Raw genomic sequence first — 25,987 nt, forward strand, 5'->3', positions numbered from 1 at the left:
ATCAGGGACGGCAAGTGACATCACCCATTCTCGACGGCGAGATCCGCGACGGCCGCCATCACATGCAGGTCCGCGTCTATTACGAGGACACCGATTTCTCCGGCATCGTCTATCACGCCAATTACCTGCGCTTCATGGAGCGCGGGCGCACCAACCACCTGCGGCTGATGGGCGCCTCGCAGCACGCGCTGTTCGAACAGGCGCAGGAAGAGACGCCGGGCTTTGCCTTCGTTGTGCGCTCGATGCAACTCGACTTCCTGCGGCCAGCGCGAATGGACGACGTGCTCGACGTGGTGACGTGGCCGGTTGCGGTGAAGGGGGCTTCCATCACGCTGTCGCAGGAGGTGCGGCGAGGCGAAGACGTCCTCGTCAAGGCGGAGGTGCGCGTCGCCTTCATCAGTGAGGGCCGGGCGCAGCCGATCCCGAAATCGCTGCGGCTGTTGATGAAAGCCGATCTGGCCCGGAGTGAATCTTAGGATTGACTCTCTGTACCGATCGGTACAGTATCGCGGGATCGCCACTCCGGAGACACCTCATGTCGCGTCCGCCGCTGCCGCCCTTCACCCGCGAAACCGCCGCCCAAAAGGCGCGCATGGCCGAAGACGCCTGGAATTCACGCGATCCGGTCCGGGTATCGCTCGCCTATACCGAGGACAGCCGTTGGCGAAACCGATCCGAATTCTTCCAGGGCCGCCAGGCAATCGTCGAATTCCTCACCCGCAAATGGGCGAAGGAGCATGACTATCGCCTGATCAAGGATCTCTGGGGTTTCGATCAGAACCGCATCGCGGTGCGCTTCCAATATGAGTGGCACGACGATGCCGGGCAGTGGCATCGCTCCTACGGCAACGAGCAGTGGGAATTCGACGAACACGGCCTGATGCGCCGCCGCGAAGCCAGCATCAACGATATCGCCATCAAGGAGAGCGAGCGCCGTTTCCATTGGCTGGCACCGGGCCCACGTCCGGCCGATGTCGCAGGACTGAGCGAGAATCCGCTATGATCAGATGCTGAAAAGAGGCGTCGAACGTGGAGAGGTGCTGCGCGCTCTCGGCGAGGTGTTTCGCGCGCATGGTTACGAGGGCGCCTCGCTGACGCTGATTACGGAGGCCACCGGGCTCGGCAAGGGCAGCCTGTATCATCTATTCCCCGGCGGCAAGGAGCAGATGGCCGCCGAGGTGCTGGCCGAGATCGACGGCTGGTTCGAACTTCATATCTTCGCGCCCTTGCGCAGCGCTGACGATCCCGCGCGCGCCATCGCTGCGATGATCGCTGGCGTCGATCAATATTTCCACTCGGGCGATCGCGTCTGCCTGGTCGGCATGGTCGCGCTCGGGGCAGCGCGCGACAGTTTTGCCGAAGCGGTCGATGGTTATTTCGCGCGCTGGCAGGCAGCGCTCGCCGCGCTGTTGCGGCGATCTCGCCTGACGAACAGCCAGGCACAGCGACGCGCCGAAGACGCGCTCCTCACCATTCAGGGCGCACTGGTGCTGGCGCGGGCGCGGGGCGACGCCAAGATCTTTCGCCGCGCGTTGAGCGATCTGACGGCGCGGCTGCTGGCGCCGCCGGCGTGACGGCTGCTAGAACGATGTCGTCCCTGCGAAAAGCAGGGACCCATACGCCCCGGCCTTTCGAGTTGTACACGGTGAGTGACGATTGTTCCCACGGACCCCGGTGGTTTTGCGTCCCCGCGCCAAGTGCGCTATTGCGCACAAGGCGGGGACGACGTGTTGAGAGACTGCGCCCTACGCCGCCGCCTTATGCCGCGCGAGTTCGGCCTTGTAGAGTTCGAACTCCTCGGCGACTGCTTTCGCAATGCTCGGGCGGGCGCGCAGCCGCTCGTAATAGGCCTTCACAGTCGGCCACTTCGCCAGTTCGATCGGCGGCGTTGCCATCGTCCAGTTGATGATGGTGACGAGATAGGCATCCGCGACGCTGAAGTGATCGAGCAGGAATTCGCGGCCCTTCAGGTAGTTCTCGAGATAGTCGAGGCGCGACATATTCTTGTTCAGCGCGTAGGTCTTTGCGTCTTGCGGCGCCGTCTTGTCGAGCAGCGGCACGAACAGTGCCTTGTGCAGTTCGGTGCCGATGAAGCACAGCCATTGATGCAGGCGGCTGCGCTCCTCGGCGGAGTTGGCCGAGATGCCGGCCTTTGGAAAACGATCGGCGACATATTGCAGGATCGCTGCGTTCTCCGTCAGCACAGTCCCGTCGTCGGTGCGCAGCGTCGGCACCAGCCCGAGCGGATTGACGGTGCGGAAATCCGAGCCGTCCTTCTGCACCACCTTGGTCTTGGGATCGACCTCGAGATAGTTGGCCTCAGCGCCGGCTTCGTACAGGGCGATCCGGGTCGCCAGCGAGCAGGCGAGCGGCGAGAAATACAGGTCCATGGGTTTGCCTCCTTGGCGGTTGATCAATCGGCCGGCGTTGAAGGCGGGCAGGATTGATTTTTATACTGTTCCGCATAATATAAATCCGGTCAAGGAATTTTTTGCGAGATGGTACAAAAAAGGAAGAAGTTGCCGGTCCCCCGGATCGACGCTCCCGTCCAGCCCAGGCGCCGGGGCCGGCCGCGCGCGTACGAACCGGAGATCGCGCTCGGCAAGGCGCTCGACCTGTTTCGGAAGGACGGTTTTGCGGCCACCTCACTCGACGATCTCTCTGCCGCCACCGGCATGAACCGCCCGAGCCTCTATGGTGCGTTCGGCGACAAGCGCGAACTCTTCATCAAGAGCTACCGGCGCTATCGCAACGACGCGCGAGTCGCGATGGGGGACATCTTCAGGAACGAACTGCCGATCCGAAAGCGGCTGGAACGGATCTATGCGGTGGCGCTCGACATCTATCTGTCCGGCGAATCCGGTCCGCGCGGCTGCTTCACGGTGATGACCGCAGCCTCCGAGGCGGTGCATGACCCCGATATCCGCGCGATGGTGCTGGAAGGTTTTGCCGAGCTCGACAAGGCTTTTGCGGCCTGCTTCCGGCTCGCCCAGGAGAAGGGCGAGCTGCCGGTGAGCGCCGACGCGATCGTGCTGGCGCAACTTGCCTCCGCCACCATTCACACCATCGCCATCCGCGCCCGCGCCCAGGTACCGCGCAAGGAACTGGAGGCGATTGTCAACGGCGCGATCGACGTGATGGTCGGGGCGGCGAAATAGCTTTCCGTCGTCCCTGCGTTCGCATTGCGTTCGCAGGGACGACAATCTTTTTCGCCGATACAGTAACGGAGAACTAGTAGCCCCGCTTGCGGTCCACCACATTCTCCAGCGCGCCGCCTTCCTCAAACCGCGCGATCTGCTGCGCGACATATTTCGAAATCTCGTCGGGATCGGTATCGGCGGCGTTGTGCGGGGTCAGCACCACTTTTGGATGGGTCCAGAACGGGCTGTCGGCGGGCAGCGGCTCGGTAGCATAGACGTCGAGCGAGGCGCCGCCGAGCGTGCCGTCGTCGAGGCATTGCAGGATGTCGGCCTCGTTCTGCAAGCCGCCGCGGCCGGCGTTGATCACGACCGGCGCGCCAAGCGGGCTCGTGCGATTCAGCTTCTCAAACAGCCCGCGATCGAGAATGTGTCGCGTCTGCGGCGTCAGCGGCAGAAGGCATACCAGAATGTCGGTCCGCCGCAGGAATGCCTCGAGCTGCGCTTCGCCGTGAAAGCATTCGATGCCGTCGATCGTCCGCGGGCTGCGGCTCCAGCCTGCGACACGAAAGCCCAGCCGCCGCAGCACGTCGGCGGCGTCAGTGCCGAGCGTGCCGAGCCCCATGATTCCGACGGAGATTGCGCCCGCCGCCCATTGCGATTTCGGCGCCCAGCGCTTTTCGCGCTGCGACTCGCGCAAGTATGGCTCCTGCCGGTGGTGCATCAGGACATGCAGCACGACGTATTCGGTCATCCGCGCGGTGAGGTCGCCGACCGCGACGCGCACCAGTGGCACGTCGGGCAATGAGCGATCGGCCATCAGCGCATCGACGCCGGCGCCGAGATTGAAGATGACACGCAGGTTGGGGAAGACGGCGAGCTCGCCCGGATGCGGCTTCCACACTGCCGCGTAATGGACATCAGCCGGATCGAACGACGCATCCGGCAACAGCAGCACGGACCGCCCCTCGCAAACGTCATCGAACCGGCTCTTCCAGCGCTGCGGCGACCAGTTATCGGTCCCGCCATGCACCAGCAGCGCAAGCGCACCCTTCGTCATTGCCATTCCTTTCGCGTCGCCAAATCGGCGTGACCCGCCTCACATCGCGGACCGAGGTGTTTCTCTAGCCTCCTTTCATCCGATAAGGGAGACCTTGCATGGCCAATCAGGGTCGAGGCCGCCAGATGAAAACGCTCAGGTGCATCGTTCTCATTCTCGGAGTGTGCAGCCTTTGTTCCACGGCAGCCATTCACGCCTACAGGCACTTCAATCCACCACCGCCGCCGATTGTAGGTCCCTGACGGCAGGCAGGGCATTTTCAAAATTTCTTCGACGCGCCTGTCGGCTCCGGGCATAATCGTTCGTCATCAAGACAACGGAGATGCCTGGTCCTCATGCTGTACGCCATTCTTTGCTATCACGATGAAGACACCGTCGGTTCCTGGACCAAGGAACAGGACGCAGCGGTCATGAAGAAACTGACCGTCGTTCAGGATAAACTGACCAAACAGGGCCGGCTCGGTCCGGTGGCGCGGCTGTTGCCGACCACGGCGGCGACCACGCTGCGCAAGGACGATCCGCCGCTGGTGCTCGACGGCCCCTACGCCGAAACCAAGGAGCAGTTGCTCGGCTTCTATCTGGTCGACTGCAAGGACCTTGACGAGGCGCTCGGCGTCGCCCGCGATCTCGGCGCGGCCAATCCCGGCGGCGCCTACGAGATCCGTCCCGTCGGCCACTTCACGGCGGGAAGTGTGCAGCCATGACCGATACGGCCTGGATCGATGCCGCACTGACTTCGGCTCGCCCCCAGGCGGTCGGCGCGCTGCTGCGTTATTTCCGTAACCTCGATACCGCCGAGGAAGCGTTTCAGAACGCCTGCCTTCGAGCGTTGAAAACCTGGCCGCAGAACGGTCCGCCGCGCGATCCGGCGGCGTGGCTGATCATGGTCGGCCGCAATGTCGCGATCGACGATATCAGGCGCGGCAAGAAGCAAACGCCGTTGCCGGAGGACGAGGCGATCTCCGATCTCGACGACGCCGAGGAGCAGCTTGCCGAGCGCCTCGACGGCTCGCATTACCGCGACGATATCCTGCGGCTGTTGTTCATCTGCTGCCATCCGGACCTGCCGGCGACGCAGCAGATCGCGCTGGCGCTGCGCATCGTCTCGGGTCTCACGGTGAAACAGATCGCGCGCGCCTTTCTGGTCTCGGAAGCCGCGATGGAGCAGCGCATCACGCGGGCGAAGGCGCGTGTCGCCGATGCCAATGTGCCGTTCGAAGCGCCGGGCGCAGCGGAGCGCTCCGAACGCCTCGCCTCCGTCGCTGCCATGATCTACCTGATCTTCAACGAGGGTTATTCGGCAAGCGGCGACACCGCCGAAATCCGCGCGCCGCTGTGCGAGGAGGCGATCCGGCTGGCGCGGCTGTTGCTGCGGCTGTTCCAGAGCGAACCGGAGATCATGGGGCTGACCGCGCTGCTGTTGCTGCAGCATGCGCGCGCCGCGGCGCGGTTCGATGCAGACGGCGCGGTGATCCTGCTCGACGATCAGGACCGTTCATTATGGAACAAGTCCCTCATCGCCGAGGGGCTGGCCTTGATCGACAAGGCGATGCGCCATCGCCGCAGCGGGCCCTACCAGGTGCAGGCCGCGGTCGCGGCGCTGCATGCCCGCGCCGAGAAGCCCGAGGATACCGACTGGGCCCAGATCGATCTGCTCTATGGCGCACTCGAGATCATGCAGCCGTCGCCGGTGGTCACCTTGAATCGCGCCGTCGCGGTATCCAAGGTGAAGGGGCCACAGGCCGCGCTCGACATGATCGAGCCCCTGGCGCAGCGGCTGTCGAATTATTTTCATTACTTCGGCGTGCGCGGCGCGTTCCTGATGCAGCTCGGCCGCAACGACGAGGCCCGCATCGCCTTCGACCGCGCCATCGCGCTGGCCAACACCTCGGCCGAAGCCGCCCACATCCGCATGCACCTCGACCGCCTGCAGCGCGACAGCCAGCCCCGCGGTAAGAAGGCGGGGAAGTAAACTCTTCTTCCCCTTGTGGGCGAGGGGAAGAGGCTGCCGCGAAAAATTCCGCGCCTCCTGTCGGTTTCCACCTCCCTCGTTCGTCTTGAATCCGAGCAGCCATTCAAGACAACGGGGACCGATCATGACCGTCATCGCCGAGACCGCGCCTGTCTCAAACCCGGCACGCTGGATGGGCCGTGCCCTCTCCGGCCTGGTCATCCTGTTCCTGATGATCGATGGCGCCATCAAGCTGGTGCCGTGGCCGGTGGTCACGGAAACCATGGACCGAATGGGTTACGGTTCGAGCGACGCCCTGATGCGCGGCCTCGGCGCCGTCACCATCGTCTGCACCGTGCTCTATTCCGTTCCGCCGACCTCGATCCTCGGCGCGATCCTGCTCACCGGCTATCTCGGTGGCGCGATGGCCTCGCATGTGCGGATCGGCAGCCCCTTGTTCACGCATACGCTATTCGGGCTTTATCTCGGCCTGATGCTGTGGGGCGGGCTGTGGCTGCGCGACAAGAACCTGCGCAACTTGATCCCGTTTCGCCGCTGACCAGCTTCAACGATCATTCACGGAGTTCGACAATGCTGGAAGTCATTGCCATCATCGCCGTCATATTGGCGATTGCCATCGCCGTGGTGCTCATTCTCGCCGCGACCAAGCCGAATACCTTGCGGATGCAGCGCACGATCAGCATCAGGGCGCCGGCGGAGCGGATCTTTCCGCTGATCTCCGACTTTCAGCAGTGGCGGAGCTGGTCGCCTTACGAGGAGAAGGATCCGGCGATGAAGCGCACCTATGGCGGTGCGGAGCGCGGCACGGGCGCCGTCTATGCGTGGGACGGCGACAAGAACGTCGGTTTCGGTCGCATGGAAATTCTCGAGGCTGCGACGCCCCGGAAAATCGTCGTCAAGCTCGATTTCTTCAAGCCGTTCGAAGGCCACAACACCGCCGAGTTCACAATGCTGCCGCAGGGGGATGGCACCCATTTCACATGGCTGATGCATGGTCCGGCGAACTTCATGTCGAGGCTGATCCAGGTTTTCATGAACCTGGATCGCATGATCGGCAGGGACTTCGAGGTCGGTCTCGCCAATCTGAAAACGCTCACCGAGAGATGAGTGTCACTACACTGTCTCGACACTATCGTGTCCCGGACGCGGCGCAGCACGGCAGTGATGCGACGCAGAGCCAGGACCCAAACATGGACCCGGAATGGCAGCGCATCGCTATTGCGCTGCACTGCATCCGGGGAACGTCGCTGACATCATAACAACCAAAGGAGGCCCACGATGCAGGTCAATCCCTATCTGTTCTACAACGGCAATTGCGAGGAAGCGCTGAAGTACTATCAGAAGGCGCTTGGCGCCCAGATCGAGGCGATGATGCCGTATGGCGACGGGCCCGCCGACATGCCGGTGCCGGCGGACTGGAAAACGAAAATCATGCATGCCCGCATCACCGTCGACGGCGAGGTGCTGATGGCGTCCGACGCCACGCCGGGCGATTACCACCAGCCGCAGGGCATGTCGGTTGCGCTGGCGGTCGAGGATCCCGCCGACGCGGAGCGTCGCTTCAATGCGCTCGCCGAAGGCGGCACGGTCAGGATGCCGTTCGGCAAGACCTTCTTCTCCAACGGTTTCGGTATGTGCGTCGACAGGTTCGGCATTCCCTGGATGGTGAACTGCCCGAAGGAAGACATGTAGATTCGTTGGCGCCGTAGGGTGGGCAAAGCGCCAGCATGCCCACCATTCGCGCCACAGGGAAGATGGTGGGCACGGCGCAAGAGCGCCTTTGCCTACCCTACAAAATCATCTGCACCGTGGATAGATCGCGGCGAGCTCGCGCCCGCGCAACAGCAATAGCCGCGACGTCAATCCGCCGCGCCGGCTGATCCAGTCCCGCACCCGCGCGGGATAGGCCGCCTGCACCGCGCGCGAGGCCTCCGGTTCGGCATAGATCCGGCCGCGGCCATCGATCGACCGCGCGGCGTGGAAACCGAGCACCGCGCGGCGGGTCACGCAGATGCGCTCGGCCGGCACCGTCATCAGCACCAGCGTGCAGGCCGACAGGCATGGCCCGTCGATCACCACACGCTCGCCGGATTCGCGCACGCGATCGAACAGTTCGAGAAACGGCCCGACCTGTCCGCCGGGGCTGGCGAGAATGCGAATCTCGGCCCGCACCGGCATGATCGCCGCCGACAGCGCGGCGGCAACAACGATGAGCTTGATGACCGCCATTCGCATGTGCGGCTCCTTCGTCAGCACTGCCCCTCCCGGTCAGTTACGCTGAGATATGGGCAAGGTTTGGTCAAGTGCCTGCGCCGGACATCCCGGCTTGCAGCCTGGACCCGCAGAACGCGGTCGCAACGCTGTTCCGCGAGCAATTGCTCCTCCTCACCCCGATTCTTTCCGCGACGACCGCGAGCTAAGCGACGCGTCGCTGAGCAGGCCGTGAAATCAAGCAATGGGTAAAGAGCAGACCATGCACAATGGCTCTCTATCGGGCTCACTTGTTCGAAAGAGTTGAAGCAACAGGAGAGTTCGCAGTGGCGCTGGCCTCACGCGACGAACTGCCGAGCCCATAGCAAAAAAGGAATCATACAGGGATCAGATGCGAGCTCGCCATACTCTCTCCCCACGACTCCTGCTGTGTAGATTAGACCCAGTACAACAGCCATCAACATTGCTGGTTCTGCAAGAGAGTGAAGCCAGAAGGCAGCGCGCTGTCGCCGCGTAAGTTTGGGAAACCGGTGAATTTTCCCGTCGGGCGCAATGAGGTCAAATGCCTGGATATTGCGAGGCGTCTGAGGTGCTCTCGCGGGCAACATTGCACACATCCTCTCGTCCGATCGCCACTCCCCCTGCCGCTAATTTAGCACTGCGCATTTTCCTTGAATATCGCCCCCGCACCCCGCGATGTTTCGACGCACGGCGGGCTGCCATGAATGGCGGAACAGCTAACGTTGTGCCGCTAGCTGCGCGCTTGCCACTCGAACAGCTCATGAATTATTCCGAGCGCAATCTCCCGCTCCCCCATGATGATGAGATCGGCGCCGAGCGACCTCAGATGCTCGACTTCGGCATCTGAGTGCGCACGGGCGATGATCTGGATACCCGGGTTCGCAGCGCGAGCCTGTTGCACAATTTGTCCCGCTTCGAATGCTTCCGGTATGGCAATCAGCAGATATCGTGCACCGGCAAGATTGGCGGATTTCAGGATATCGGAACGCGCAGCATTGCCAACGATGGTCTCGAAGTTGATGTCGCGCAGCTTCGCAACGACATCGTCGGCATCCTCGATAACGAGGAACGGTTGACCGCTCTTCTTCAAAGCATCGGCAACAATGCTGCCGACGCGGCCATGGCCGACAAGTATTGTATGATCTGTCAGACGCGTAGCCTCGGGCGAGGCGGATGATTTTGCGGGCGGGGCAGCCTGTCCTGTTGTCTCGGCGCCGAAAACGTCGATACCGCCGTGGCTGGGCGCTCGCTCCAGGCGCCGGGACAACCAGTCGATTGCGGCGAAGATCAGCGGATTAAGCATGATGGTGAGGATTGCGCCGGCCAGAATGAGGTCGCGTCCCGCCGTCGGCAACAGGTTCAGCTTCACCCCAAGCTCAGCCAGAATGAACGAGAATTCCCCTATCTGGGCGAGGCTGGCCGAGATTGTTAATGCCGTTCCGACCGGATGATGAAACGCGAGCACAATCAGGAACGCAGCCACCGATTTTCCGATGATGATGATGAAGAGCGTGGCGAGCAATGGCCATGGCTCGCGTAGTACGCTTGCGGGGTCGAACAACATGCCTACGGAGACGAAGAACAGTACGGCAAAGGCATCGCGCAACGGCAATGTTTCCTGGGCCGCTCGTTGGCTTAGTGCACTTTCGCTGAGGATCATTCCGGCAAAAAACGCGCCGAGTGCAAGGGAAACGCCGAATAGCTTCGCCGATCCGAATGCCACCGTAAGGGCAATTGCCAGAACGGCGAGGCGGAACAACTCCCGCGAGCCGGTGTGTGCGATGTAGTGAAGTATCCAGGGAACCAGGCGCCGCCCCACGATCAGCATGATGCCAACGAAGACTCCGACTTTTGCAACGGTGACCGCCAGCACTCCGCCAATCCCCATCCCGAGCCAGGACGCCAGCGGGTCCGCAGCGAGTGTGTTGCTGTTCGCGTCCTGCAAGCCGGCCAGAGCCGGAAGCAAGACGAGCGCGAGCACCATTGCGAGGTCTTCCACAATCAGCCAGCCTACTGCTATGCGGCCCCGCTCCGTCTCCATCAGCCGCCGTTCCTGCATGGCTCGGAGCAAGACCACGGTGCTTGCGACGGACAAGGCCAGTCCAAAGACGAGACCGGCGCCAATGGTCCATCCCAAGAACAGCGCGAGACCCAGTCCCATCAGGCTGGCGACAACGATTTGAACAATGGCACCCGGCAGCGCTATCGCGCGCACGGACAAAAGGTCGTTGAGCGAAAAGTGAAGCCCAACGCCAAACATCAGCAGAATGACGCCGATCTCGGCCAACTCGGTCGCCAGTGCCTGATCTGCAACGTAGCCCGGCGTGAAAGGGCCGACGGCGACGCCTGCCAGCAAGTAGCCAACGAGTGGTGGAATTCGAAGGCGCTGAGCAACTGCGCCAAGCACAAAAGCGAGCCCCAGGCCGGCGACGATGGTAGCGATGAGAGGCGTATCGTGCTGCATTCTTTGTCCCGCGCGGTTCGAGTTTCGCATTTTGCCATGGCCGTGCTTCCCAACCCTGCGACCAAGTGAGGCGGAATGATGCTCAATGCCAAAACGGCAGAACTGAGCGCCGCAGAACTACTCGCATTCGTTCAGCGCGCGTCGATCAAGGTGGCCTTGAGTTGATGCGGCCACGCCTGGTGGGTTTTGCGTCAATCGTCCGCGCCGGAGACGCCGGCCTCGGTAAATGTTGCCATTCCGGCGTGGCAGGCGAGTGCGGCGCGCGCCAGCAGGATCGCGACGCCGGCACCGGACGCCTCGCCGAGCCGCATGTCGAGGTCGAGCAGCGGACGCAGTTCCAGTTCGCGCAGGAGATCGCGGTGACCGGATTCGGCCGAGACGTGCCCGGCGCGGCAATGGTCGAGCGCACCAGCGTCGAGACGCGCCAGCGGCAGCACCGCCGCACCTGCCACGAAGCCGTCGAGCAGCACCGGGACGTTATGCTGCCGCGCGGCGAGCACGGCGCCGGCGATTGCCGCGAGCTCGCGGCCGCCGAGTGCGGCTGCCACCGCCAGCGCATCGCCGAGTATATCGCGATGGAAATTCAGCGCAGCCTCGATCGCGGCGTGTTTGCGCGCCAGGGCGTCATCGTCGATGCCGGTGCCACGGCCGGCCCAGCGCGCCGCGCCGCCGCCGAGCAGGGCCGTGCACAGCGTTGCCGCCGTCGTCGTGTTCGCGATGCCCATCTCGCCGACCGCGAGAAGATCGCAATCCTGGGGCACGGTGCGATATCCGGTGTCGACCGCGCTCAGAAATTCCGCGGCGCTCATGGCCGCGGCTTCGGTGAAATCGCGCGTCGGACGTTCGAGCTCGATCGGCACCACCCGGAGCTCGGCTGCTGCAGTCTTCGCGATCTGGTTGATGGCGGCGCCGCCCGCGGCAAAATTCGCCACCATCTGCGCGGTGACGGCGGCCGGATAGGCCGAGACGCCGCCGCGGCGACGCCGTGATTGCCGGCGAAGACGGCGATCGTGACGCGCTCAAGCCGCGGCATCTCGCGGCCCTGCCACTCCGCCAGCCAGATCGCAAGCTCTTCGAGCCGGCCGAGGCTTCCCGGCGGTTTTGTCAGATTCCGTTGGCGTCCGGCGGCGAGACCGGCGAATCGTCGATCGCCGCGGGTCAAGTCGCGACAGCAGGCGCGGATGTCGTCTAGACTGTCGAACTGCATGCGATTCTCTTTGAAGCATGATCCGAAAAAGTGGGACCGGTTTTTCGATCAGATCGTGCCAGATGGGGTCGGAAGGGGTTCGCACGCTAGACCGATTCTCCGGACATCTCCATGAATGAATGGTTCGACGATTTCAAAACCGCCGTCGCGTTCCTGACGCGGCTGCCGATGCCGCATCCGGATGGCGCGATGCCCCTAAATTTCGTGCGTGCGCACCGGATGTTTCCGGCGGTCGGCGCGCTGATCGGTGCGGTGGTGGGAATACTGTGTCTCGGCCTGCGATCGATCGGCGTGCCCGATCTCGCTGCGGCCGCGCTGGCGCTGGGCGGCAGCGCCATTATCACGGGTGCGCTGCACGAGGAGGGCCTTGCCGACGTCGCCGACGGCTTCGGCGGCGGCCGCAACCGCGAATCGAAGCTGGAGATCATGCGCGACAGCCGGCTCGGCACCTATGGCGCCATGATCCTGCTGGTGAGTTTTGCGGCGAAGCTGTCGGCTCTCGCGGCGATCCCGAATGCCTATGTCGTGCCGAGCCTGATCGCCGCGCACGCGCTGGGGCGCGGCATATTGCCTGCGATATCGCTGAACCTGCCTTATGCGCGCAAGGACGGATTGGCCCGCAATGCCGGCCAACCCGATGCAGCAACGGCGATGATCGCCGGCGGGCTGGCGCTGGCGATCGCGCTGATATCGCTGTCGTGGAGCAACGCGCTCGGCGCCGCGCTTGTGGCCGGCATCAGCGCGTTCGCCGTGGCGTGGCTGGCGCTGCGGCAAATCAATGGCCAGACCGGTGACGTGCTTGGCGGCGCCGAGCAGGTGGCCGAGACCGCGATCCTCGTGCTACTCGCCGCTCGGCTGGCGCAGCCGTGAGTATGGCAACAAATCTCTGGCTGATCCGGCACGCGCCGGTCGACGGTCCACGCGGCGTGATTCACGGGCCCAACGCGCCGGCCGATCTCGGCAATGCCACAGCCTTTGCTGCATTGAAGACGTCATTGCCGGCGAACGCGCACGCGGTGTGCAGCCCGGCGCGCCGCACGCGGGAGACGGCTGCGAGGCTGGGTCTCGATCCGGTCGAACAGGCTGCCTTTCGAGAGCAGGATTTTGGTGCGTGGACCGGGCGGCGTCACGACGATCTCCTGGCCGAGCTCGGCGCCGCTTATCGCGAATTCTGGAAAGCGCCGGCCAGCAACCGGCCGCCCGGCGGCGAAAGCTTTGTCGACCAGATCGATCGCGCAAGGGCTGGGCTTTCGCTTCTGCCTGCAGGCGATGCGATCCTGGTCGTGCATTCCGGCACGATCCGTGCCGTGCTCGCCATCGCCCTCGATCTTGCGCCCGAGCAGGCGCTGCGTTTCGTGATCGATCCGCTGTCGCTGACCCGGATTGACAGGCTCCAGAATGGCTGGCGCGTGGTTGCGGTGAATCGGCGTGGATAGACCGAAGCACAGGTAGCAAAAGCGACGTGCCCACCGTGGGCTTCGCGAGCGAACGCGGAACCGGGCCTTCACCTCTACTACGGTCGCTGAAAACGCAGCGCTGCTCTATCGAAATGGCGACGCGTTCCGGCGGAACGAACAATGCGGCCCCTCGTTGAGGGTCTCATGGATCATCTTTTCCTCAGCACTATCTGCGCGAGCGTTTTGCTGCTCGTGACGGCGTTCGCACTGGGAACGCCGAGCATGAGGCCGGATGTTCCACCGGAAAAGACGGTATTGCTGCATCGCGGCGCGCTGAACAATGACCTGCCTCCTCGATCCAGCAATGCTCGATCCAGCAATGATGGGCCGCCAGCCAAGGCGGTTCTCACTAGGTTCTGATCTGCACTCCAAGCGACACAGCCACTGAGGAACTACCCGTTCCGCCGCTGGCCTCGCAGCGTCGGCAGGCCGATGCCGGCGGCGTCGAAGCCGCCATCGACGGCGAGGATTTGCCCGGTGATGTAGCTTGCGCGGTCGCTGCACAGGAAGAAAATCGCCTCCGCCAGTTCCTCCTCGAGACCGTAGCGGTTGAGCGGAATGGCGTCGTGATAGTCGGCGCGGATTTCCGGCGTGTGGACCTGTTTTGCCATCGCGGTCTCGACCGGGCCGGGCGCCACGGCGTTGACGCGGATGCCGAGCGAAGCCAGTTCGACCGCGAGCTGTTTGGTGAGATGCGCGAGCCCCGCCTTGCTGGTGCCGTAGGCCGAGCGCAGCGTGGAGGCGCGCACCGCCGAGATCGAGGTGATGTTGACGATCGCGCCGCCGCCATGTTCGCGCATCAAGGGCGCCGCCGCCTTAGTGCAGAGGAACGGGCCGGTGAGATTGACCTGCAGGATACGGTTCCAGTCGTCGTCGGGGGTGTCGAGCAGCGGCGCGAATACCGCGATGCCGGCATTGTTGACCAGCGCGTCGAGCCGGCCGAAGCGTTCGCTCACCGCCGCCATGGCGTTCGCCACTGCCTTGACGTCGGAGACGTCGCAATGCAGCGCCAGGGTGTTGTCGGGATCGGCGAGGCCGGCGACCGCGCCGCGCAGCAACTCGCCTTCGATGTCGAGCAGCGCCACCTGCCAGCCCTCGGCGAGAAACCGTTTCGCCGTAGCAAACCCGATGCCGCGCGCCGCGCCGGTGACGAGAGCAACTTTTTGCGGGGAGGAGGGCATGACGGGTCCGTTGGCGCGAGAGAAGATTTCCCGCTCCTATAACCCAAGCCCCGTCGCGTGTCGCGGCGACAATGATGCGGATTCAGCGCTGTCCGATGATATCTAGCCGCTGGCGCGCTGCGCGATTGCCTTCGCTTCAGCGGCGGCGCGCTGCATGCTGGAGGACATCTCGCCGGTCACCGTGCTCTGCTCCTCGACCGCGGCTGCAGTGGCGGTAACATATTCGCTGACGCTCTGGATCGCGGTCTTGATGCTGTCGAGTGCGCTGACGACGTCGCCGGAGATGCCGTTGAGATTGCCGATCTCCTGGCCGATCTTGTCGGTCGCCTGCTTGGCCTGGGTGGCGAGGTTCTTGACCTCGGATGCCACCACGGCAAAGCCGCGTCCGGCCTCGCCGGCGCGCGCCGATTCGATCGTCGCATTCAGCGCCAACAGGTTGATCTGGCCGGTGATGTTGCCGATCAGCTCCACGATGCCGCTCATCGCCTGCGCCGCTTCGTTCAGCCGCTGCGCCTGGGCGTCGGCCGCCTCGACCCGCCCGACCGCGGTCGCCGCCGTCTCGCGCGACTTGGTCATGGCTTCGGAGATTTCCCGGACCGAGGCGTTGAGTTCCTCGGCGCCTGCCGCCACCGATTCCATCATGCCGCGCACGCGCTCGTTGCCCATGCGGACCAGCACTTGGGCGGTGGTGTCGGTGGCGTATTTCACCACCTTGAACGGCTTGCCGTTGAGATCGAGGATCGGATTGTAGGACGCCTGGATCCAGATTTCCTTAGCCCCCTTGCCGATCCGCTTGTACTCGGCCGCCTGATATTCGCCGCGGTTGAGCGCCGCCCAGAATTCACGATAGGCCGCGCTGTCGCGCTCGACCTGTTCGACGAACATGCTGTGGTGCCGGCCGCGGATTTCGTCGAGCGAGTAACCGACGGCACGGAGAAAGTTCTGGTTGGCGCCGATGATGGTGCCGTCCATGTTGAACTCGATCACGGCCTGCGACTTGCCGATGGCAGCGATCTGGCCGGCGAGTTCGGCGGTCGAAAGCTTCTGGCTGGTGATGTCGGTGGCGAACTTCACCACCCGGAACGGCTTGCCGCTGTCGTCGAGCACGGGGTTGTAGGAGGCGAGGATCCAGACTTCCTGCCCGCCCTTGCCGATCCGCTTGTACTCGGCCTGTTGGCTTTCGCCGCGGTTGAGGTTCGCCCAGAACTGCCGGTAGGCGGCGCTGTTGCGCTCCGACTGATCGACGAACATGCTGTGATCCTTGCCCTGGATTTCGGCGAGCGTATAGCCCATCGCTTTCAGGAAGTTGTCGTTGGCGGTGACGATGGTGCCGTCCATCTCGAACGCGATGACCGCCTGCGCGCGGCTGATCGCGGCGATCTGGCCGGCATCCTCCATGCTCTTGATCTTGCGGGCGGTGATGTCGGTCGCGAATTTCACGATCTTGCAAGGTTTGCCGCTGCCGTCGAGCACGGGGCTGTAGGTCGCCTGGATCCAGACTTCCTTACCGCCCTTGCCGATCCGCCTGTATTCGGCGGCCTGGTATTCGCCGCGCTTGAGCGCCGTCCAGAAGTCGCGGTACGCCGCGCTGTCGCGCTGCGATGGATCGACGAACATGCTGTGATGCTTGCCCTGGATTTCGGCGAGCGAGTAACCGAGGGCTTTGAGGAAATTGTTGTTGGCGGTGATGATGGTGCCATCGAGGTTGAACTCGATCACGGCCTGCGAGCGGCCGAGCGCGTCGGCAAGTGCCTTGTCGGCCGAGGAATTCTTGAGAAACTGAAACACGGAAAGGCCCCATCCAGATGGCGGTGAAATGAAGAGGCCGTCGACCAGTTCAATCCGAGCCTCGTTAGCGTTCACGGTTGACCGGGAGGCAAAAAGAATCCGTTAACGCTGTTCTCCGTAAGATGACGGATAACTTCGCGACGTAATGCTGATCTTAAGGATGTCCCCCGCGCGCCACGCCAGCTTGACGAGCATGCGGCCGGGATCCGGGGCTACCTTCCGTTCACGACGCTTTCATACGCCGCCTGCAGCCGCTCGCCGACCGACGGACCGCTACGTCTGCGCCGCTTCGCCCCGAGATGGCTCTCGCGCAGCTCGTCCATGAATTCGGCCCACATTTTCGGTCCGCCATCGCGGAGCAGCCGCGCACGGATGCCGAGTTCTTCCGTGACCGGGAGATACTTGTAACCCCAGGCCGCCATCTGCGCGAGAAGGGGCAAGAGCTCGATGCCTTGCTCCGTCAGCGAATAGATTCCCTTCTGCTTGTGCGTGGGATCGTCCTCGCGGGTGATGATGCCCTGCTCAAGCAGCGTCTTCAGCCGGTCGGCGAGGATGTTGGATGAGATGCCTTCCTCCGATTTGGTCAATAGCTCTCGAAAATGCCGCCGGTTGCCGAACATCATGTCGCGGATGATCAGCAAGCTCCATTTGTCGCCGAGTACTTCCAGCGAAAGATTGATCGGGCAGCCGGAGCGCTGGGCATCGGTCATGGTCGTCTCCCAAAACGGGCGCCAGGGCGCCTCAAAAAAACCGCTTGCATTATCGCATCAGTTCGATAGAGATACAACCAGTTGCAATTCGCAATCAGTTTAGGGAGGACTCGCAATGGCAAAGGTGATCATGTGGAACCTAATGACGCTGGATGGCTTCGTCGAAGGCCCCAACCGCGACATCTCCTGGCACTCCGACGTTTGGGGCGAGGAGCTGGAGCAATTGTCGACCGAGCAGATGAACGCCGCCGGTGGATTGCTGTTCGGCCGCGTCACCTATGAGCTGATGGCGGGTCACTGGCCGAGCGCGACCGGGGAGGTTGCCGACTTCATGAATGCCGCGCCGAAATACGTCTTCTCGCGCACGGTGCAGAAATCCGATTGGAACAACACGCAGATGTTCAGCGCCGATGTGGCGGGGACCGTCGCGCGGCTGAAGCGCGACAGCACCAAGGATATCTTTCTGTTCGGCAGCGCCGATCTCGCCAGCAGCCTGATCCCGCACGGGCTGATCGACGAATTTCGCATCGCGGTAAGCCCCGTCATCCTCGGCGGCGGAACACCGCTGTTCAAGCCGGGCGACAAGGTGAAGCTGAAGCTGCTCGACAGCCGGCCGTTATCGACCGGCGTCGTGATCCTGCGCTACGTGCCCGCAGCGGCACAATAATCGATGATCAAATGTCGGTGCGCCCGAGGGCGCGCCGTCTTGTCAGGGAGTTTCCCATGTCGCTGACGCTGCATTTCCATCCACTGGCCTCGTACTGCTGGAAGGCGCTGATTGCGCTTTACGAGAACGACATCCCGTTCACGCCGAATCTGGTCGATCTCGGCAATCCGGCCGAGCGAGCCGCGCTGGTGAAGCTGTGGGGGATCGGCAAGTTCCCGGTGCTGCGCGACGATGCGCGGGATCAGACCGTGCCGGAATCCAGCATCATCGTCGAATATCTCGATCGCCACCATGGCGGCCGCACGCGGCTCATCCCCGGCGATCCTGACAGGGCGTTGCAGACGCGGCTGCGCGACCGCTTCTACGATCTCTATGTGCATCTGCCGATGCAGAAGATTATGCTCGACCGGTTGCGGCCGGAAGGAAAACGGGACCCGCACGGCGTCGAGGAGGCGCGGGTGCAGTTGCGCACGTCCTACGCCATGATCGAGCGCCAGATGGAAAACGGCGGCTGGGCAATCGGCGAGGATTTCACCCTCGCCGATTGCGCGGCAGCGCCGTCATTGTTCTACGGCAACATGGCGGTGCCGTTCGGCGAAGCGCAGAAAAGTCTCAGCGCCTATCTCGCGCGGCTGAAGGCGCGCCCCTCCGTCGCGCGCGTATTGAAGGAAGCCGAGCCCTATTTCCAGATGGTGCCCAAGGAGCCTTGAGGGAGGAGCGCTAAATGACCGGAGCCAGCAGGGCGGAGACGATCCGCGGGATTTTCACAGCGTATCTCGCCAACGATCGCGAGTTCGTCGAGGATGCCTTCAGCGACGAGTTCCGCTTCACCAGTCCGTTCGATGACAACATCGACAAAGCCACTTATTTCGCGCGCTGCTGGCAGAACAGCGACTGGATCGAACGGCACGAACTCGAGCGAATTTTGGTTGACGGCGACGAAGCCTTTGTGACCTACCGCTGCACGGCCAAGGGCGGAAAGAGTTTTCGCAATACCGAATTCTTCGTCTTCGACGGCGACAAGGTAAAGCGCATCGACGTCTATTTCGGCGCGGCCTACCAGGACGGCAAGTTCGTCAGGCAGCCGGGATAGCGGCCGCGATTACCTCCAAAATAATTTCCACTGACATGTCGGCATCGTAAGAGCCCGCGCGTCTTGTTGACGAAGGCCGACGCGGCAGTGGCTGGCCCAAGAAGGTCAATACGGAGAATAACGATGCGATTCATGGTGATTGTGAAGGCAAACAAGGATACGGAAGCCGGCGTGATGCCGAGTACGGAACAACTGGCGGCGATGGGCAAGTTCAACGAGGAGTTGGTCCAGGCGGGCATGATGGAAGCGGGCGAGGGCCTGCACCCGACCTCGAATGGCGCGCGGATCAAGTATGCAGGCGGGCAGGGCAGTGCCAGCCGCGGGCCGTTCCCGCTCTCGGGCGATCTCGTCGCCGGCTTCTGGCTGATCAACGCCAAATCGCTCGATGAAGCGATCGACTGGATGAAGCGCGCGCCGTTCGGCGACGGCGACGAGATCGAAATTCGCCAGGTGTTTTCGACCGAGGACTTCGGCGAAGCCCTCACGCCCGAACTTCGCGAGCAGGAAGAGCGGCTGCGGGCGCAGACCGCGAAGAAGTGACGGCAACTGAACAACAAGGACACCCACCATGCGATTCATGATGCTGATGATCCCCCTCGGCTACGAGACCGCGCCGCCCGACGTCCAGCTCGACCCTGAACGGGTCAAAGCGATGATGAAATACAACGAGGCGCTGAAGGAGGCCGGCGTGCTGATCGCGCTCGACGGGCTGCATCCGCCCTCGATGGGTGCGCGGGTCTCCTTCGCCACCGGCAAGCCTGTCGTTACCGACGGCCCGTTCACGGAGGCCAAGGAAGTACTCGGCGGCTACTGGATGATCAACGTGAAGTCGCGTGAGGAGGCGATCGAGTGGGCGCAGAGGTGCCCGGCGTCCGAAAACGAGATCATCGAGATCCGCCAGGTGCAGGAAATCGGCGATTTCTCGGAGGAAGTGCAGCAGGCCGCCAAAGGCTTCGACGAACTGCAGAAGGGAAATGCGCACAAGGCACGGTGAGCCTCGCGGCGCCTGCTTCTCCCCCGAGCCGCTGTCTCCACTCCCTCTCCCCGCGAGAGCGGGGCGAGGGAGGCAGCACCATCTGCCGCCGCCCGTTAATCTTCCTTAACGTTCAAATTAAGTGACCTTTGCGTCCCGCTCATGTAAAAGCCATTCACATGAGCTGGCAAAAGGACCGCCGCGGCGAGCGTGGCTACCATCACGGCAATCTGAAAGAGGCATTGCTGCAGGCGGCGCTCGACCTGATTTCGCAAAAGGGCCCGGCCGGCTTCACCTTTGCGGACGCCGCACGCATGGCCGGAGTCAGTCCGGCCGCGCCCTACCGCCATTTTCGCGACCGCGATGAATTGCTGTCCTCGATCGCGCAACGTGGTTTCGAGCAGTTCGAGGCGATGCTCGTGCAAGCCTGGGACGACGGCCGCCCCGACACCGTCACTGCGTTCGAGCGGGTCGGCAAGGCCTATCTCGCCTTCGCGCGCAACGAGCCGGCGTTCTATTCGGCGATGTTCGAATCCGGGATTCCAGTCGATTCCAACCCGACGTTGATGGCCGCGAGCGAGCGCGCATTCGCCATTATCCGCGCCGCCGCCGAGCGGCTGGCAGCGATGACGCCACCCGGAACCCCGCGGCCGCCGGCGATGATGATGGCGCTGCATATCTGGTCGATGGCGCACGGTGTGGCCTCGCTGTTCGGGCGTGGCGATGCGGCGCGGCGCAAGCTGCCGATGTCGCCGGAAGATCTCTTGGAAGCGCAAGTGCTGATCTATCTGCGCGGCCTCGGCTTCCCGACCGACCGCCGGGCTTCCGACCAGAAGCCCGCAGGCCCGCCACCGGTGCCGCCGGCCGGTCCATGGGGAACTCCCAAATAATTTTTCGAAGGTGCGTCCAGCCGCGCGCTTGACAAAAACGCGGGATGGTTTAGGTATGTAAATGTTATTTACATTCACAACGGCGTGATCGCCGTCATGGAGAGGGAAATGGCCTACACCGCAGATGTCAATCGATGGCGCGGTCCGACGGAACAGACCTATCGACCGCATATGCTTGAGAGCCCCTGGCACCCCGGCTGGATCGTGGTGACTATCCTCGGCTTCATCATCTGGTGGCCGATCGGGCTTGCCCTTCTCTTATTCACACTAGGGAGCAGAAAAATGGGTTGCTGGAGCCACGGTGATCGCTGGCAGAACAAGATGGAGCGGATGCAGTACAAGATGGACCGGATGCGTGACCGCATGGAGCGCCGCGGTTTTGGCGGCTTCGGCTTCGGCCCGCCGTCGAGCGGCAACCGCGCCTTCGACGAGTACCGTATGGAAACCCTGCGCCGGCTCGAGGAAGAGCAGGTCGAGTTCAAGAATTTCCTCGAGCGCCTGCGCCACGCCAAGGACAAGGAGGAGTTCGACGCGTTCATGGCGCAGCACAAGCAGCGTCCGACCCCGCCGAACGACCAGCCGCAGCAGGGCTGAAGTTCGACCTCGGAATCCGCATTCAGCCTCAGGCGTGATGCCCCCATGACGCCGGACGGCGGATACAGCCGCCCATCTGCGAGAGCAGGTGGGCGGTTTGTTGTTGTGGGCCGGGGAAGGCGTGGTGGCGCTATTCCGCAGCCGGCCTATATTGTGCGGACGCGCTAATCCCAGGCGGCTGCCATGAACGGAATTGCATCTGTCGATCAGCTCTGGCGATCGATCCGGCGTGAAGCGGAAAGCGCCGTGGCGCGCGACCCGGTGTTCGGCACCGGGCTATCATCGGCCATTCTCGATCTTCCCGATTTCGCTCACGCGCTGTCCCATCAGATCGGCGCGCGGCTCGGCAAGACGCCGGCGGACCGCGCGCGCTTTGCGCAGCTCGCGCGCGAAGCGTTCGCTGGCTCACCTGATCTGATCGACGCGGCGTGCCGCGATCTGCAAAGCATTGCTTTTCACGATCCCGCGACCACGACGCTTTTGCCGCCACTATTAAACTTCAAGGGTTACGTCGCGCTGCAAGCCTGGCGCCTCTCCAATTCGCTCTGGCATCAAGGCCGCTGCGATCTCGCACTGTTGCTGCAAAGCCTGTCGTCCGATCAGCTTCAGGTCAGCATTCACCCCACCGCCTCGATCGGCACTTCGGTGTTTCTCGATCACGCCACCGGCATCATCATCGGCGCCTTTGCCGTGATCGGCGATGAAGTAACGATCCTGCAGAACGTCACCATCGGCCGAAAACATGCGGAGCCGGACCGCGCGCCGAAGATCGGCAGGGGAGTGTTGCTCAGCGCCGGATCGACCATTCTCGGCAATGTCAGTGTCGGCGATTTTGCCAAGATCGGCGCCGGCGCAGTCGTCGAGCACGATGTGCCGCCCGGCTGCACCGCCGTCGGCGTTCCCGCGCGGTTGACCAATTGCCCAAAAACGACGGCGCCGGCCTGAACACGACATCGCAGATCCCGCGCTGTGCCCACCACCATCCATTCCCGATCGCCTTCTGACAGTCTGTCATCACTCCGCGAGCGCCCTTGCGCTCGTCGCCGGGCGCACGTTCTCGTGACCCGTTCCTTTTTCTTGTGCAGTGGCACGGCGCCCGCATAGGTGGTCACGCCGACATTCTCGAACATCGTAGCTGGGAAGAAGAGGTAATATGGCTGCCCTGATTTTGTCGGAGGGCGCCCTGCCGGCGCTGCGAGGCCTTAGCTGCGATCTGCGCAACCCGCTGTGAAGGAAAAGTCGGCAATGCGCGGAACAACGCTTCCCTCGGTAAATTGTTTTGATCGTCTGGGAGACCGCGAATGGTCCCTCCACAACCTTGGAGGCACCCGTGAGCGAGCATTCGAAAAAGGAATCCATTTCGCGCCGCAATTTTATTGGAAAAACCCTTTGTGGAGCGGCACTGGCCGGGACCGCGCTGCCGGCATGGGCGGCGCCGCCGATTACGCCTTCGCCATTGGACGACGGGCTGCTGCAAGAGATACGCGGCCGGCGAAAAGTCAGCAAAGCATCGGCCCAGTATCGCGGTAGTCCAAATGGATCCCAGCGCTGCGGCGGCTGCGTCAATTTCCGCGGAGGGACCTGCACGATCGTCGAGGGACGCATCAGCGCCAACGGCTGGTGTCGCCATTACCGAGCCGCCAGTCGAGGCCGAGCGCCCGGTGCTTCCGGCGGCGGAGGTGCGCGTGGAGGCGGAAGCAGTTACTAGAACTGCCGCCAACGCGTACGGTACCGTAAGCCCTGCCTGCGCTGACAGTCGTTTTTGGCCGAGTGGCATATTGGCTGTGCCGTGACCATAGCGGTGCAGAAAACGAATGTCTGGCGGCAGCAAAGACGATTCAAGGGCAGACCACTGATCGACCGGAAGGCGGCGCTGCACTCAAGTATCTAAAGTCGAAAAGCCTGACTCGACTTCGATGGGAGGCTCGCAATGAAAATCCCTTCTTCCCGCCTCGTGACCCTTGCGGCAACCCTTGTTGCGATTGGCTTTGCGCTTGCACCGGCCTGGGCTCAGCGTAAAAACGCGCCCGCCGCTCAGCCCCCGGCAGAAAAGCCGGCGGACCCGGCGCTATTGCCCGACCAGGAACTTGGATGGCGGTTCACGGTCAAAGCGGAGGACCTGCCGTCCCCGAAGACCGGTCCGGTCGTCAGCAGCCGCTCCCTTGTCATCCCCCACCAGGGCCAAACGCCCCGCGTCCCTGAAGGCTTCATCACGACAGCCTTCATGACCGGCCTTGAGCATCCGAGGCGTCTGCTTGTGCTGCCGAACGGCGACGTGCTCGTGGCCGAACAGAAGGCGGGGTATCTCACACTGCTGCGCGATGAGGACGGGGACGGCAAGGCCGACTGGATTCAGCGCCACGCGGAGGGACTCAACCAACCTTACGGACTCGCTTGGCGGGACGATCACGTCCTGGTCGCGGATCAGGATGGAATCTGGAAGGTGCCGCACCGGCTTGGCGCATTGCGTGCAGGCCGAGGTGGCGAGCAGCCGAAGGCTGCCGATGTGCCGCCGGATCAGCGCAAACCTTCGCCCGCCGTGGTTGGCGAGGAAATGATCACCGGGAAGGGCGTATTCGGCATCGTTCAAGGCCATGCTAACCGACACCTCGCGATTGACCCCAAGACTGGCGGACTGTTCGTCGGCGTCGGCTCGTCCGGAAACATCGGTGTTGAACCGGAGGTCAAGGCGACGATCCAGCGCTTCGATCCCAACGGCGCGAACCAAGCCACGTTCGCCTCGGGATTGCGCAATCCGACGGCGCTCGCCTTCGAACCTGGAACGGGCGATCTCTACGCGGTGGTTCAGGAGCGCGACGGTCTCGGCGATCGGCTTCCGCCCGATTATCTCACGCGCGTCGAGAAGGGCGCCTTCTACGGCTGGCCTTACGCCTATATCGGTCAGCACCCGCAGCCGGGTTTCGCCAAATTGAAACCAGACAAGGTCAAGGCTTCAATCAAGCCCGACCTTCTGTTCGAAGCGCACTCCTCGGCGATGGATCTGGTGTTCTACGATGGCGAACAGTTTCCGCCTGAATTCCGAGGCGGCGCCTTTGTTGCACTCAAAGGGTCGTGGAATCGATCCGAGCCAACCGGCTACAAGATCGTGTTCGTTCCGTTCAAGGATGGCCGTCCGCAAGGCTGGTATCAGAATTTCGCCGTCGGCTTCTGGATCTCCGGCATGCATCGGGCGGAGGTCTGGGGCCGACCTGCCGCGCTTGCGATTGCCAAGGACGGTTCGTTGCTCGTTGCCGACGACACCGGCGGCACCATCTGGCGCATCGCTTACACGGGGTCTCAGAACCGCACAGACAAGACCGATGGCAATACTGAGGCGCCACGCTAGGTAGATTGCTCGTCCGAACAGCCAGCGCGGCGGATGCCGGCACGGTCACAACCTGGATTGCGCGTGATATCGGGTGCGGCGGCCGCGACCGCTGCGAAGCAATCATGCAGCAGCGATGTGCAATTGCACGCCGGGAGATTTCCAAGCGACGAAAAGCCAGTGGGTCCCTGCTTCGTGCGCAACCGCGCACTCGGCAGGGATGACCAACACATGCGGCAGAGTGCGTATCGCGGTCAGGTCGTCTTGAGTTCTCCGTTCATTCCGTTCGGGTAGAACCCGCCCTTGCTGACACCGGCCTTCTCGGTCAGATAGACGATGCGCAGAACCTCTTGCGGCGTACGCGTGAACGCGATTGCGTCGGGCGTTGAAGGAACGAAGTTGGCTTTGCCGTCTATCCTGATCCCCTCGTCTTCCTTTTCGGGGGTCCCGTCAATTTTATCCCGTGCATCCGAGATTGCGTTGGCGGCGTCCCATGCCTTCTCGCCCATCATGTAGAGCTGAGAGCGCGCCATTCCCATGTGGTAGGCCTCAACAGCAAGAATTCCGGCCGCCGCTTCCAGGAATTCCTTTTTCTTCAGCAGGGGAGCCGCGCCCGCATAGGCAGTCACGCCAACGTCTTCGAACAGCATGCCTCCGAGCAGAACCGACATGTCATCGGCAAATGGGTCGAAATCGGCAGGCAATCCGGCAGCCTGAGCAGCAGCCTTGAAGCCGGCGTCGAAGTCGATCGCAGGTCGTGAAATGGCGCTTCGGCCAAGTGTCTTGCGGTAGAAGCGAACGTGGGCCAGTTCGTTCTCCGCCGTCTCTTCGATGAACTCGCGGATCGCTTTCTCTTTGAATTGGGCCTCGTGGCCGCCGACGACCCTGCCGGCATCCATACCGGCATCGGTATCGCTGATGCCCTTGCCGGTCGTTGCGCGCAGATAGAACTCGGCTTCCATGTATTCGAGGTTCAGCGCGAAGGTAAAAATGTCCTCGTCGTCGATTGCTGCTCCCTTCTTGCCGATCCCAACGCCCGTGGTCTCGCGCTTCTGCTGGGCATAGGCAGGTGGAATAAGCAGTCCCGCGAGTCCTGCGACCGATAGGCCGGCGATCGATTGCCGGCGGGAAATGCGCAATGCATCCATGGCGTAACCTCCTCCGTTCTGGATTGGGGGCCGCGCCACTCACTGTTCAGCGCTATTGAGGGCGCTCATGGCGCGACCTCGGTACCAGC

29 protein-coding genes and 1 pseudogene are annotated in these 25,987 nt (G+C 63.0%); 21 read left to right on the forward strand and 9 right to left on the reverse strand.

Annotated features, from left to right (window positions below; genetic code table 11):
* The first annotated feature begins 14 nt into the window (after nucleotides 1-14).
* From ybgC to LMTR13_RS03950, 3 genes are read left to right on the forward strand one after another with little or no spacing between them, the layout of a single operon-like run.
* Nucleotides 15-476, forward strand: a complete 462-nt coding sequence (ybgC, locus tag LMTR13_RS03940) for a tol-pal system-associated acyl-CoA thioesterase (protein WP_236843274.1) — start codon at nucleotides 15-17, stop codon at nucleotides 474-476.
* Nucleotides 477-535: 59 nt separating this feature from the next.
* Entirely contained in the window at nucleotides 536-1,003 is a 468-nt protein-coding gene (locus LMTR13_RS03945; protein WP_065726761.1) for a nuclear transport factor 2 family protein, read from the forward strand.
* A 4-nt stretch (nucleotides 1,004-1,007) separates the two neighbouring features.
* Entirely contained in the window at nucleotides 1,008-1,574 is a 567-nt protein-coding gene (locus tag LMTR13_RS03950; protein WP_065726762.1) for a TetR/AcrR family transcriptional regulator, read from the forward strand.
* A 171-nt stretch (nucleotides 1,575-1,745) separates the two neighbouring features.
* Here LMTR13_RS03950 and LMTR13_RS03955 read toward each other — a convergent pair whose 3' ends face one another.
* Entirely contained in the window at nucleotides 1,746-2,390 is a 645-nt protein-coding gene (locus LMTR13_RS03955) for a glutathione binding-like protein (protein WP_065726763.1), read from the reverse strand.
* A gap of 108 nt (nucleotides 2,391-2,498) precedes the next feature.
* On the opposite strand from LMTR13_RS03955, the gene LMTR13_RS03960 reads away from it, so the two are divergent.
* Nucleotides 2,499-3,158, forward strand: a complete 660-nt coding sequence (locus LMTR13_RS03960) for a TetR/AcrR family transcriptional regulator (protein WP_065726764.1) — start codon at nucleotides 2,499-2,501, stop codon at nucleotides 3,156-3,158.
* Between the two features lie 73 nt (nucleotides 3,159-3,231).
* Here LMTR13_RS03960 and LMTR13_RS03965 read toward each other — a convergent pair whose 3' ends face one another.
* Nucleotides 3,232-4,197: a 2-hydroxyacid dehydrogenase gene (locus LMTR13_RS03965; RefSeq protein WP_065732407.1), complete on the reverse strand. Its 966-nt coding sequence runs from the start codon at nucleotides 4,195-4,197 to the stop codon at nucleotides 3,232-3,234.
* A gap of 335 nt (nucleotides 4,198-4,532) precedes the next feature.
* On the opposite strand from LMTR13_RS03965, the gene LMTR13_RS03970 reads away from it, so the two are divergent.
* The 5 genes from LMTR13_RS03970 (at nucleotide 4,533) to LMTR13_RS03990 (ending at nucleotide 7,861) form a co-directional block, all read left to right on the forward strand.
* Nucleotides 4,533-4,901: a YciI family protein gene (locus LMTR13_RS03970; RefSeq protein WP_065726765.1), complete on the forward strand. Its 369-nt coding sequence runs from the start codon at nucleotides 4,533-4,535 to the stop codon at nucleotides 4,899-4,901.
* Complete coding sequence (locus tag LMTR13_RS03975; RefSeq protein WP_065726766.1) at nucleotides 4,898-6,169, forward strand: RNA polymerase sigma factor; 1,272 nt, start codon at nucleotides 4,898-4,900, stop codon at nucleotides 6,167-6,169. The genes LMTR13_RS03970 and LMTR13_RS03975 overlap by 4 nt, the downstream gene beginning before the upstream one ends.
* A gap of 124 nt (nucleotides 6,170-6,293) precedes the next feature.
* On the forward strand, nucleotides 6,294-6,707 hold the full coding sequence (locus LMTR13_RS03980; RefSeq protein ID WP_065726767.1) for a DoxX family protein: 414 nt from the start codon (nucleotides 6,294-6,296) through the stop codon (nucleotides 6,705-6,707).
* Nucleotides 6,708-6,739: 32 nt separating this feature from the next.
* Nucleotides 6,740-7,276, forward strand: a complete 537-nt coding sequence (locus tag LMTR13_RS03985; protein WP_065726768.1) for an SRPBCC family protein — start codon at nucleotides 6,740-6,742, stop codon at nucleotides 7,274-7,276.
* 171 nt (nucleotides 7,277-7,447) lie between these two features.
* Nucleotides 7,448-7,861 carry a VOC family protein gene (locus LMTR13_RS03990; RefSeq protein ID WP_065726769.1) on the forward strand — a complete coding sequence of 138 codons (414 nt, stop codon included), beginning with the start codon at nucleotides 7,448-7,450 and terminating at the stop codon, nucleotides 7,859-7,861.
* Between the two features lie 105 nt (nucleotides 7,862-7,966).
* Here LMTR13_RS03990 and LMTR13_RS03995 read toward each other — a convergent pair whose 3' ends face one another.
* From LMTR13_RS03995 to cobT, 3 genes and pseudogenes are all read right to left on the reverse strand, one after another.
* Complete coding sequence (locus tag LMTR13_RS03995) at nucleotides 7,967-8,404, reverse strand: hypothetical protein (protein ID WP_065732408.1); 438 nt, start codon at nucleotides 8,402-8,404, stop codon at nucleotides 7,967-7,969.
* Nucleotides 8,405-9,131: 727 nt separating this feature from the next.
* A complete protein-coding gene (gene ybaL, locus LMTR13_RS04000) occupies nucleotides 9,132-10,865 on the reverse strand; it encodes a YbaL family putative K(+) efflux transporter (RefSeq protein WP_065726770.1) in 1,734 nt (577 codons plus the stop codon).
* 191 nt (nucleotides 10,866-11,056) lie between these two features.
* Nucleotides 11,057-12,072, reverse strand: a pseudogene (cobT, locus tag LMTR13_RS04005) (nicotinate-nucleotide--dimethylbenzimidazole phosphoribosyltransferase).
* 111 nt (nucleotides 12,073-12,183) lie between these two features.
* Between cobT and cobS the strand changes: the two are divergent.
* Nucleotides 12,184-12,942 (forward strand): adenosylcobinamide-GDP ribazoletransferase, encoded by a 759-nt coding sequence (cobS, locus tag LMTR13_RS04010; RefSeq protein WP_065726771.1) that lies wholly within the window; start codon nucleotides 12,184-12,186, stop codon nucleotides 12,940-12,942.
* Complete coding sequence (locus LMTR13_RS04015) at nucleotides 12,939-13,508, forward strand: histidine phosphatase family protein (RefSeq protein WP_197520995.1); 570 nt, start codon at nucleotides 12,939-12,941, stop codon at nucleotides 13,506-13,508. Before cobS ends, LMTR13_RS04015 begins: the two co-directional genes overlap by 4 nt.
* Nucleotides 13,509-13,921: 413 nt before the next feature.
* Here the strand turns inward: LMTR13_RS04015 and LMTR13_RS04020 are convergent, their stop codons facing one another.
* From LMTR13_RS04020 to LMTR13_RS04030, 3 genes are all read right to left on the reverse strand, one after another.
* Entirely contained in the window at nucleotides 13,922-14,710 is a 789-nt protein-coding gene (locus tag LMTR13_RS04020) for an SDR family NAD(P)-dependent oxidoreductase (RefSeq protein ID WP_065726773.1), read from the reverse strand.
* Nucleotides 14,711-14,812: 102 nt separating this feature from the next.
* Nucleotides 14,813-16,498, reverse strand: coding sequence for a methyl-accepting chemotaxis protein (locus LMTR13_RS04025; protein ID WP_065726774.1), 1,686 nt, complete (start codon nucleotides 16,496-16,498; stop codon nucleotides 14,813-14,815).
* 212 nt (nucleotides 16,499-16,710) lie between these two features.
* Complete coding sequence (locus tag LMTR13_RS04030) at nucleotides 16,711-17,208, reverse strand: winged helix-turn-helix transcriptional regulator (protein WP_065726775.1); 498 nt, start codon at nucleotides 17,206-17,208, stop codon at nucleotides 16,711-16,713.
* A gap of 115 nt (nucleotides 17,209-17,323) precedes the next feature.
* Between LMTR13_RS04030 and LMTR13_RS04035 the strand changes: the two genes are divergently transcribed.
* The 10 genes from LMTR13_RS04035 to LMTR13_RS04075 all read left to right on the forward strand — a co-directional run bounded on the left by LMTR13_RS04035 (nucleotide 17,324) and on the right by LMTR13_RS04075 (nucleotide 24,771).
* Entirely contained in the window at nucleotides 17,324-17,875 is a 552-nt protein-coding gene (locus LMTR13_RS04035) for a dihydrofolate reductase family protein (RefSeq protein WP_065726776.1), read from the forward strand.
* A gap of 56 nt (nucleotides 17,876-17,931) precedes the next feature.
* On the forward strand, nucleotides 17,932-18,585 hold the full coding sequence (locus tag LMTR13_RS04040; protein WP_065726777.1) for a glutathione S-transferase family protein: 654 nt from the start codon (nucleotides 17,932-17,934) through the stop codon (nucleotides 18,583-18,585).
* Nucleotides 18,586-18,599: 14 nt separating this feature from the next.
* Nucleotides 18,600-18,968 carry a nuclear transport factor 2 family protein gene (locus tag LMTR13_RS04045; protein WP_065726778.1) on the forward strand — a complete coding sequence of 123 codons (369 nt, stop codon included), beginning with the start codon at nucleotides 18,600-18,602 and terminating at the stop codon, nucleotides 18,966-18,968.
* 123 nt (nucleotides 18,969-19,091) lie between these two features.
* On the forward strand, nucleotides 19,092-19,508 hold the full coding sequence (locus LMTR13_RS04050) for a YciI family protein (RefSeq protein ID WP_065726779.1): 417 nt from the start codon (nucleotides 19,092-19,094) through the stop codon (nucleotides 19,506-19,508).
* 28 nt (nucleotides 19,509-19,536) lie between these two features.
* Nucleotides 19,537-19,962, forward strand: coding sequence for a YciI family protein (locus tag LMTR13_RS04055; RefSeq protein ID WP_065726780.1), 426 nt, complete (start codon nucleotides 19,537-19,539; stop codon nucleotides 19,960-19,962).
* Between the two features lie 158 nt (nucleotides 19,963-20,120).
* Nucleotides 20,121-20,831 (forward strand): TetR/AcrR family transcriptional regulator, encoded by a 711-nt coding sequence (locus LMTR13_RS04060; protein ID WP_065726781.1) that lies wholly within the window; start codon nucleotides 20,121-20,123, stop codon nucleotides 20,829-20,831.
* 108 nt (nucleotides 20,832-20,939) lie between these two features.
* A complete protein-coding gene (locus tag LMTR13_RS04065; protein ID WP_065726782.1) occupies nucleotides 20,940-21,425 on the forward strand; it encodes a DUF2852 domain-containing protein in 486 nt (161 codons plus the stop codon).
* Between the two features lie 183 nt (nucleotides 21,426-21,608).
* The gene (locus LMTR13_RS04070) at nucleotides 21,609-22,370 is read left to right on the forward strand and encodes a serine acetyltransferase domain-containing protein (protein ID WP_065726783.1); all 762 of its coding nucleotides are present in this window, start codon (nucleotides 21,609-21,611) and stop codon (nucleotides 22,368-22,370) included.
* A 385-nt stretch (nucleotides 22,371-22,755) separates the two neighbouring features.
* A complete protein-coding gene (locus tag LMTR13_RS43500; protein ID WP_197520996.1) occupies nucleotides 22,756-23,133 on the forward strand; it encodes a twin-arginine translocation signal domain-containing protein in 378 nt (125 codons plus the stop codon).
* A 222-nt stretch (nucleotides 23,134-23,355) separates the two neighbouring features.
* The gene (locus tag LMTR13_RS04075; RefSeq protein WP_065726784.1) at nucleotides 23,356-24,771 is read left to right on the forward strand and encodes a PQQ-dependent sugar dehydrogenase; all 1,416 of its coding nucleotides are present in this window, start codon (nucleotides 23,356-23,358) and stop codon (nucleotides 24,769-24,771) included.
* Between the two features lie 233 nt (nucleotides 24,772-25,004).
* On the opposite strand, the gene LMTR13_RS04080 is transcribed toward LMTR13_RS04075, so the two are convergent.
* Nucleotides 25,005-25,712, reverse strand: coding sequence for a ferritin-like domain-containing protein (locus LMTR13_RS04080; protein ID WP_065732409.1), 708 nt, complete (start codon nucleotides 25,710-25,712; stop codon nucleotides 25,005-25,007).
* Between the last annotated feature and the right edge of the window lie 275 nt (nucleotides 25,713-25,987).

The sequence above is a fragment of the Bradyrhizobium icense genome, assembly GCF_001693385.1.
GTDB classification, from domain to species: Bacteria; Pseudomonadota; Alphaproteobacteria; order Rhizobiales; family Xanthobacteraceae; genus Bradyrhizobium; species Bradyrhizobium icense.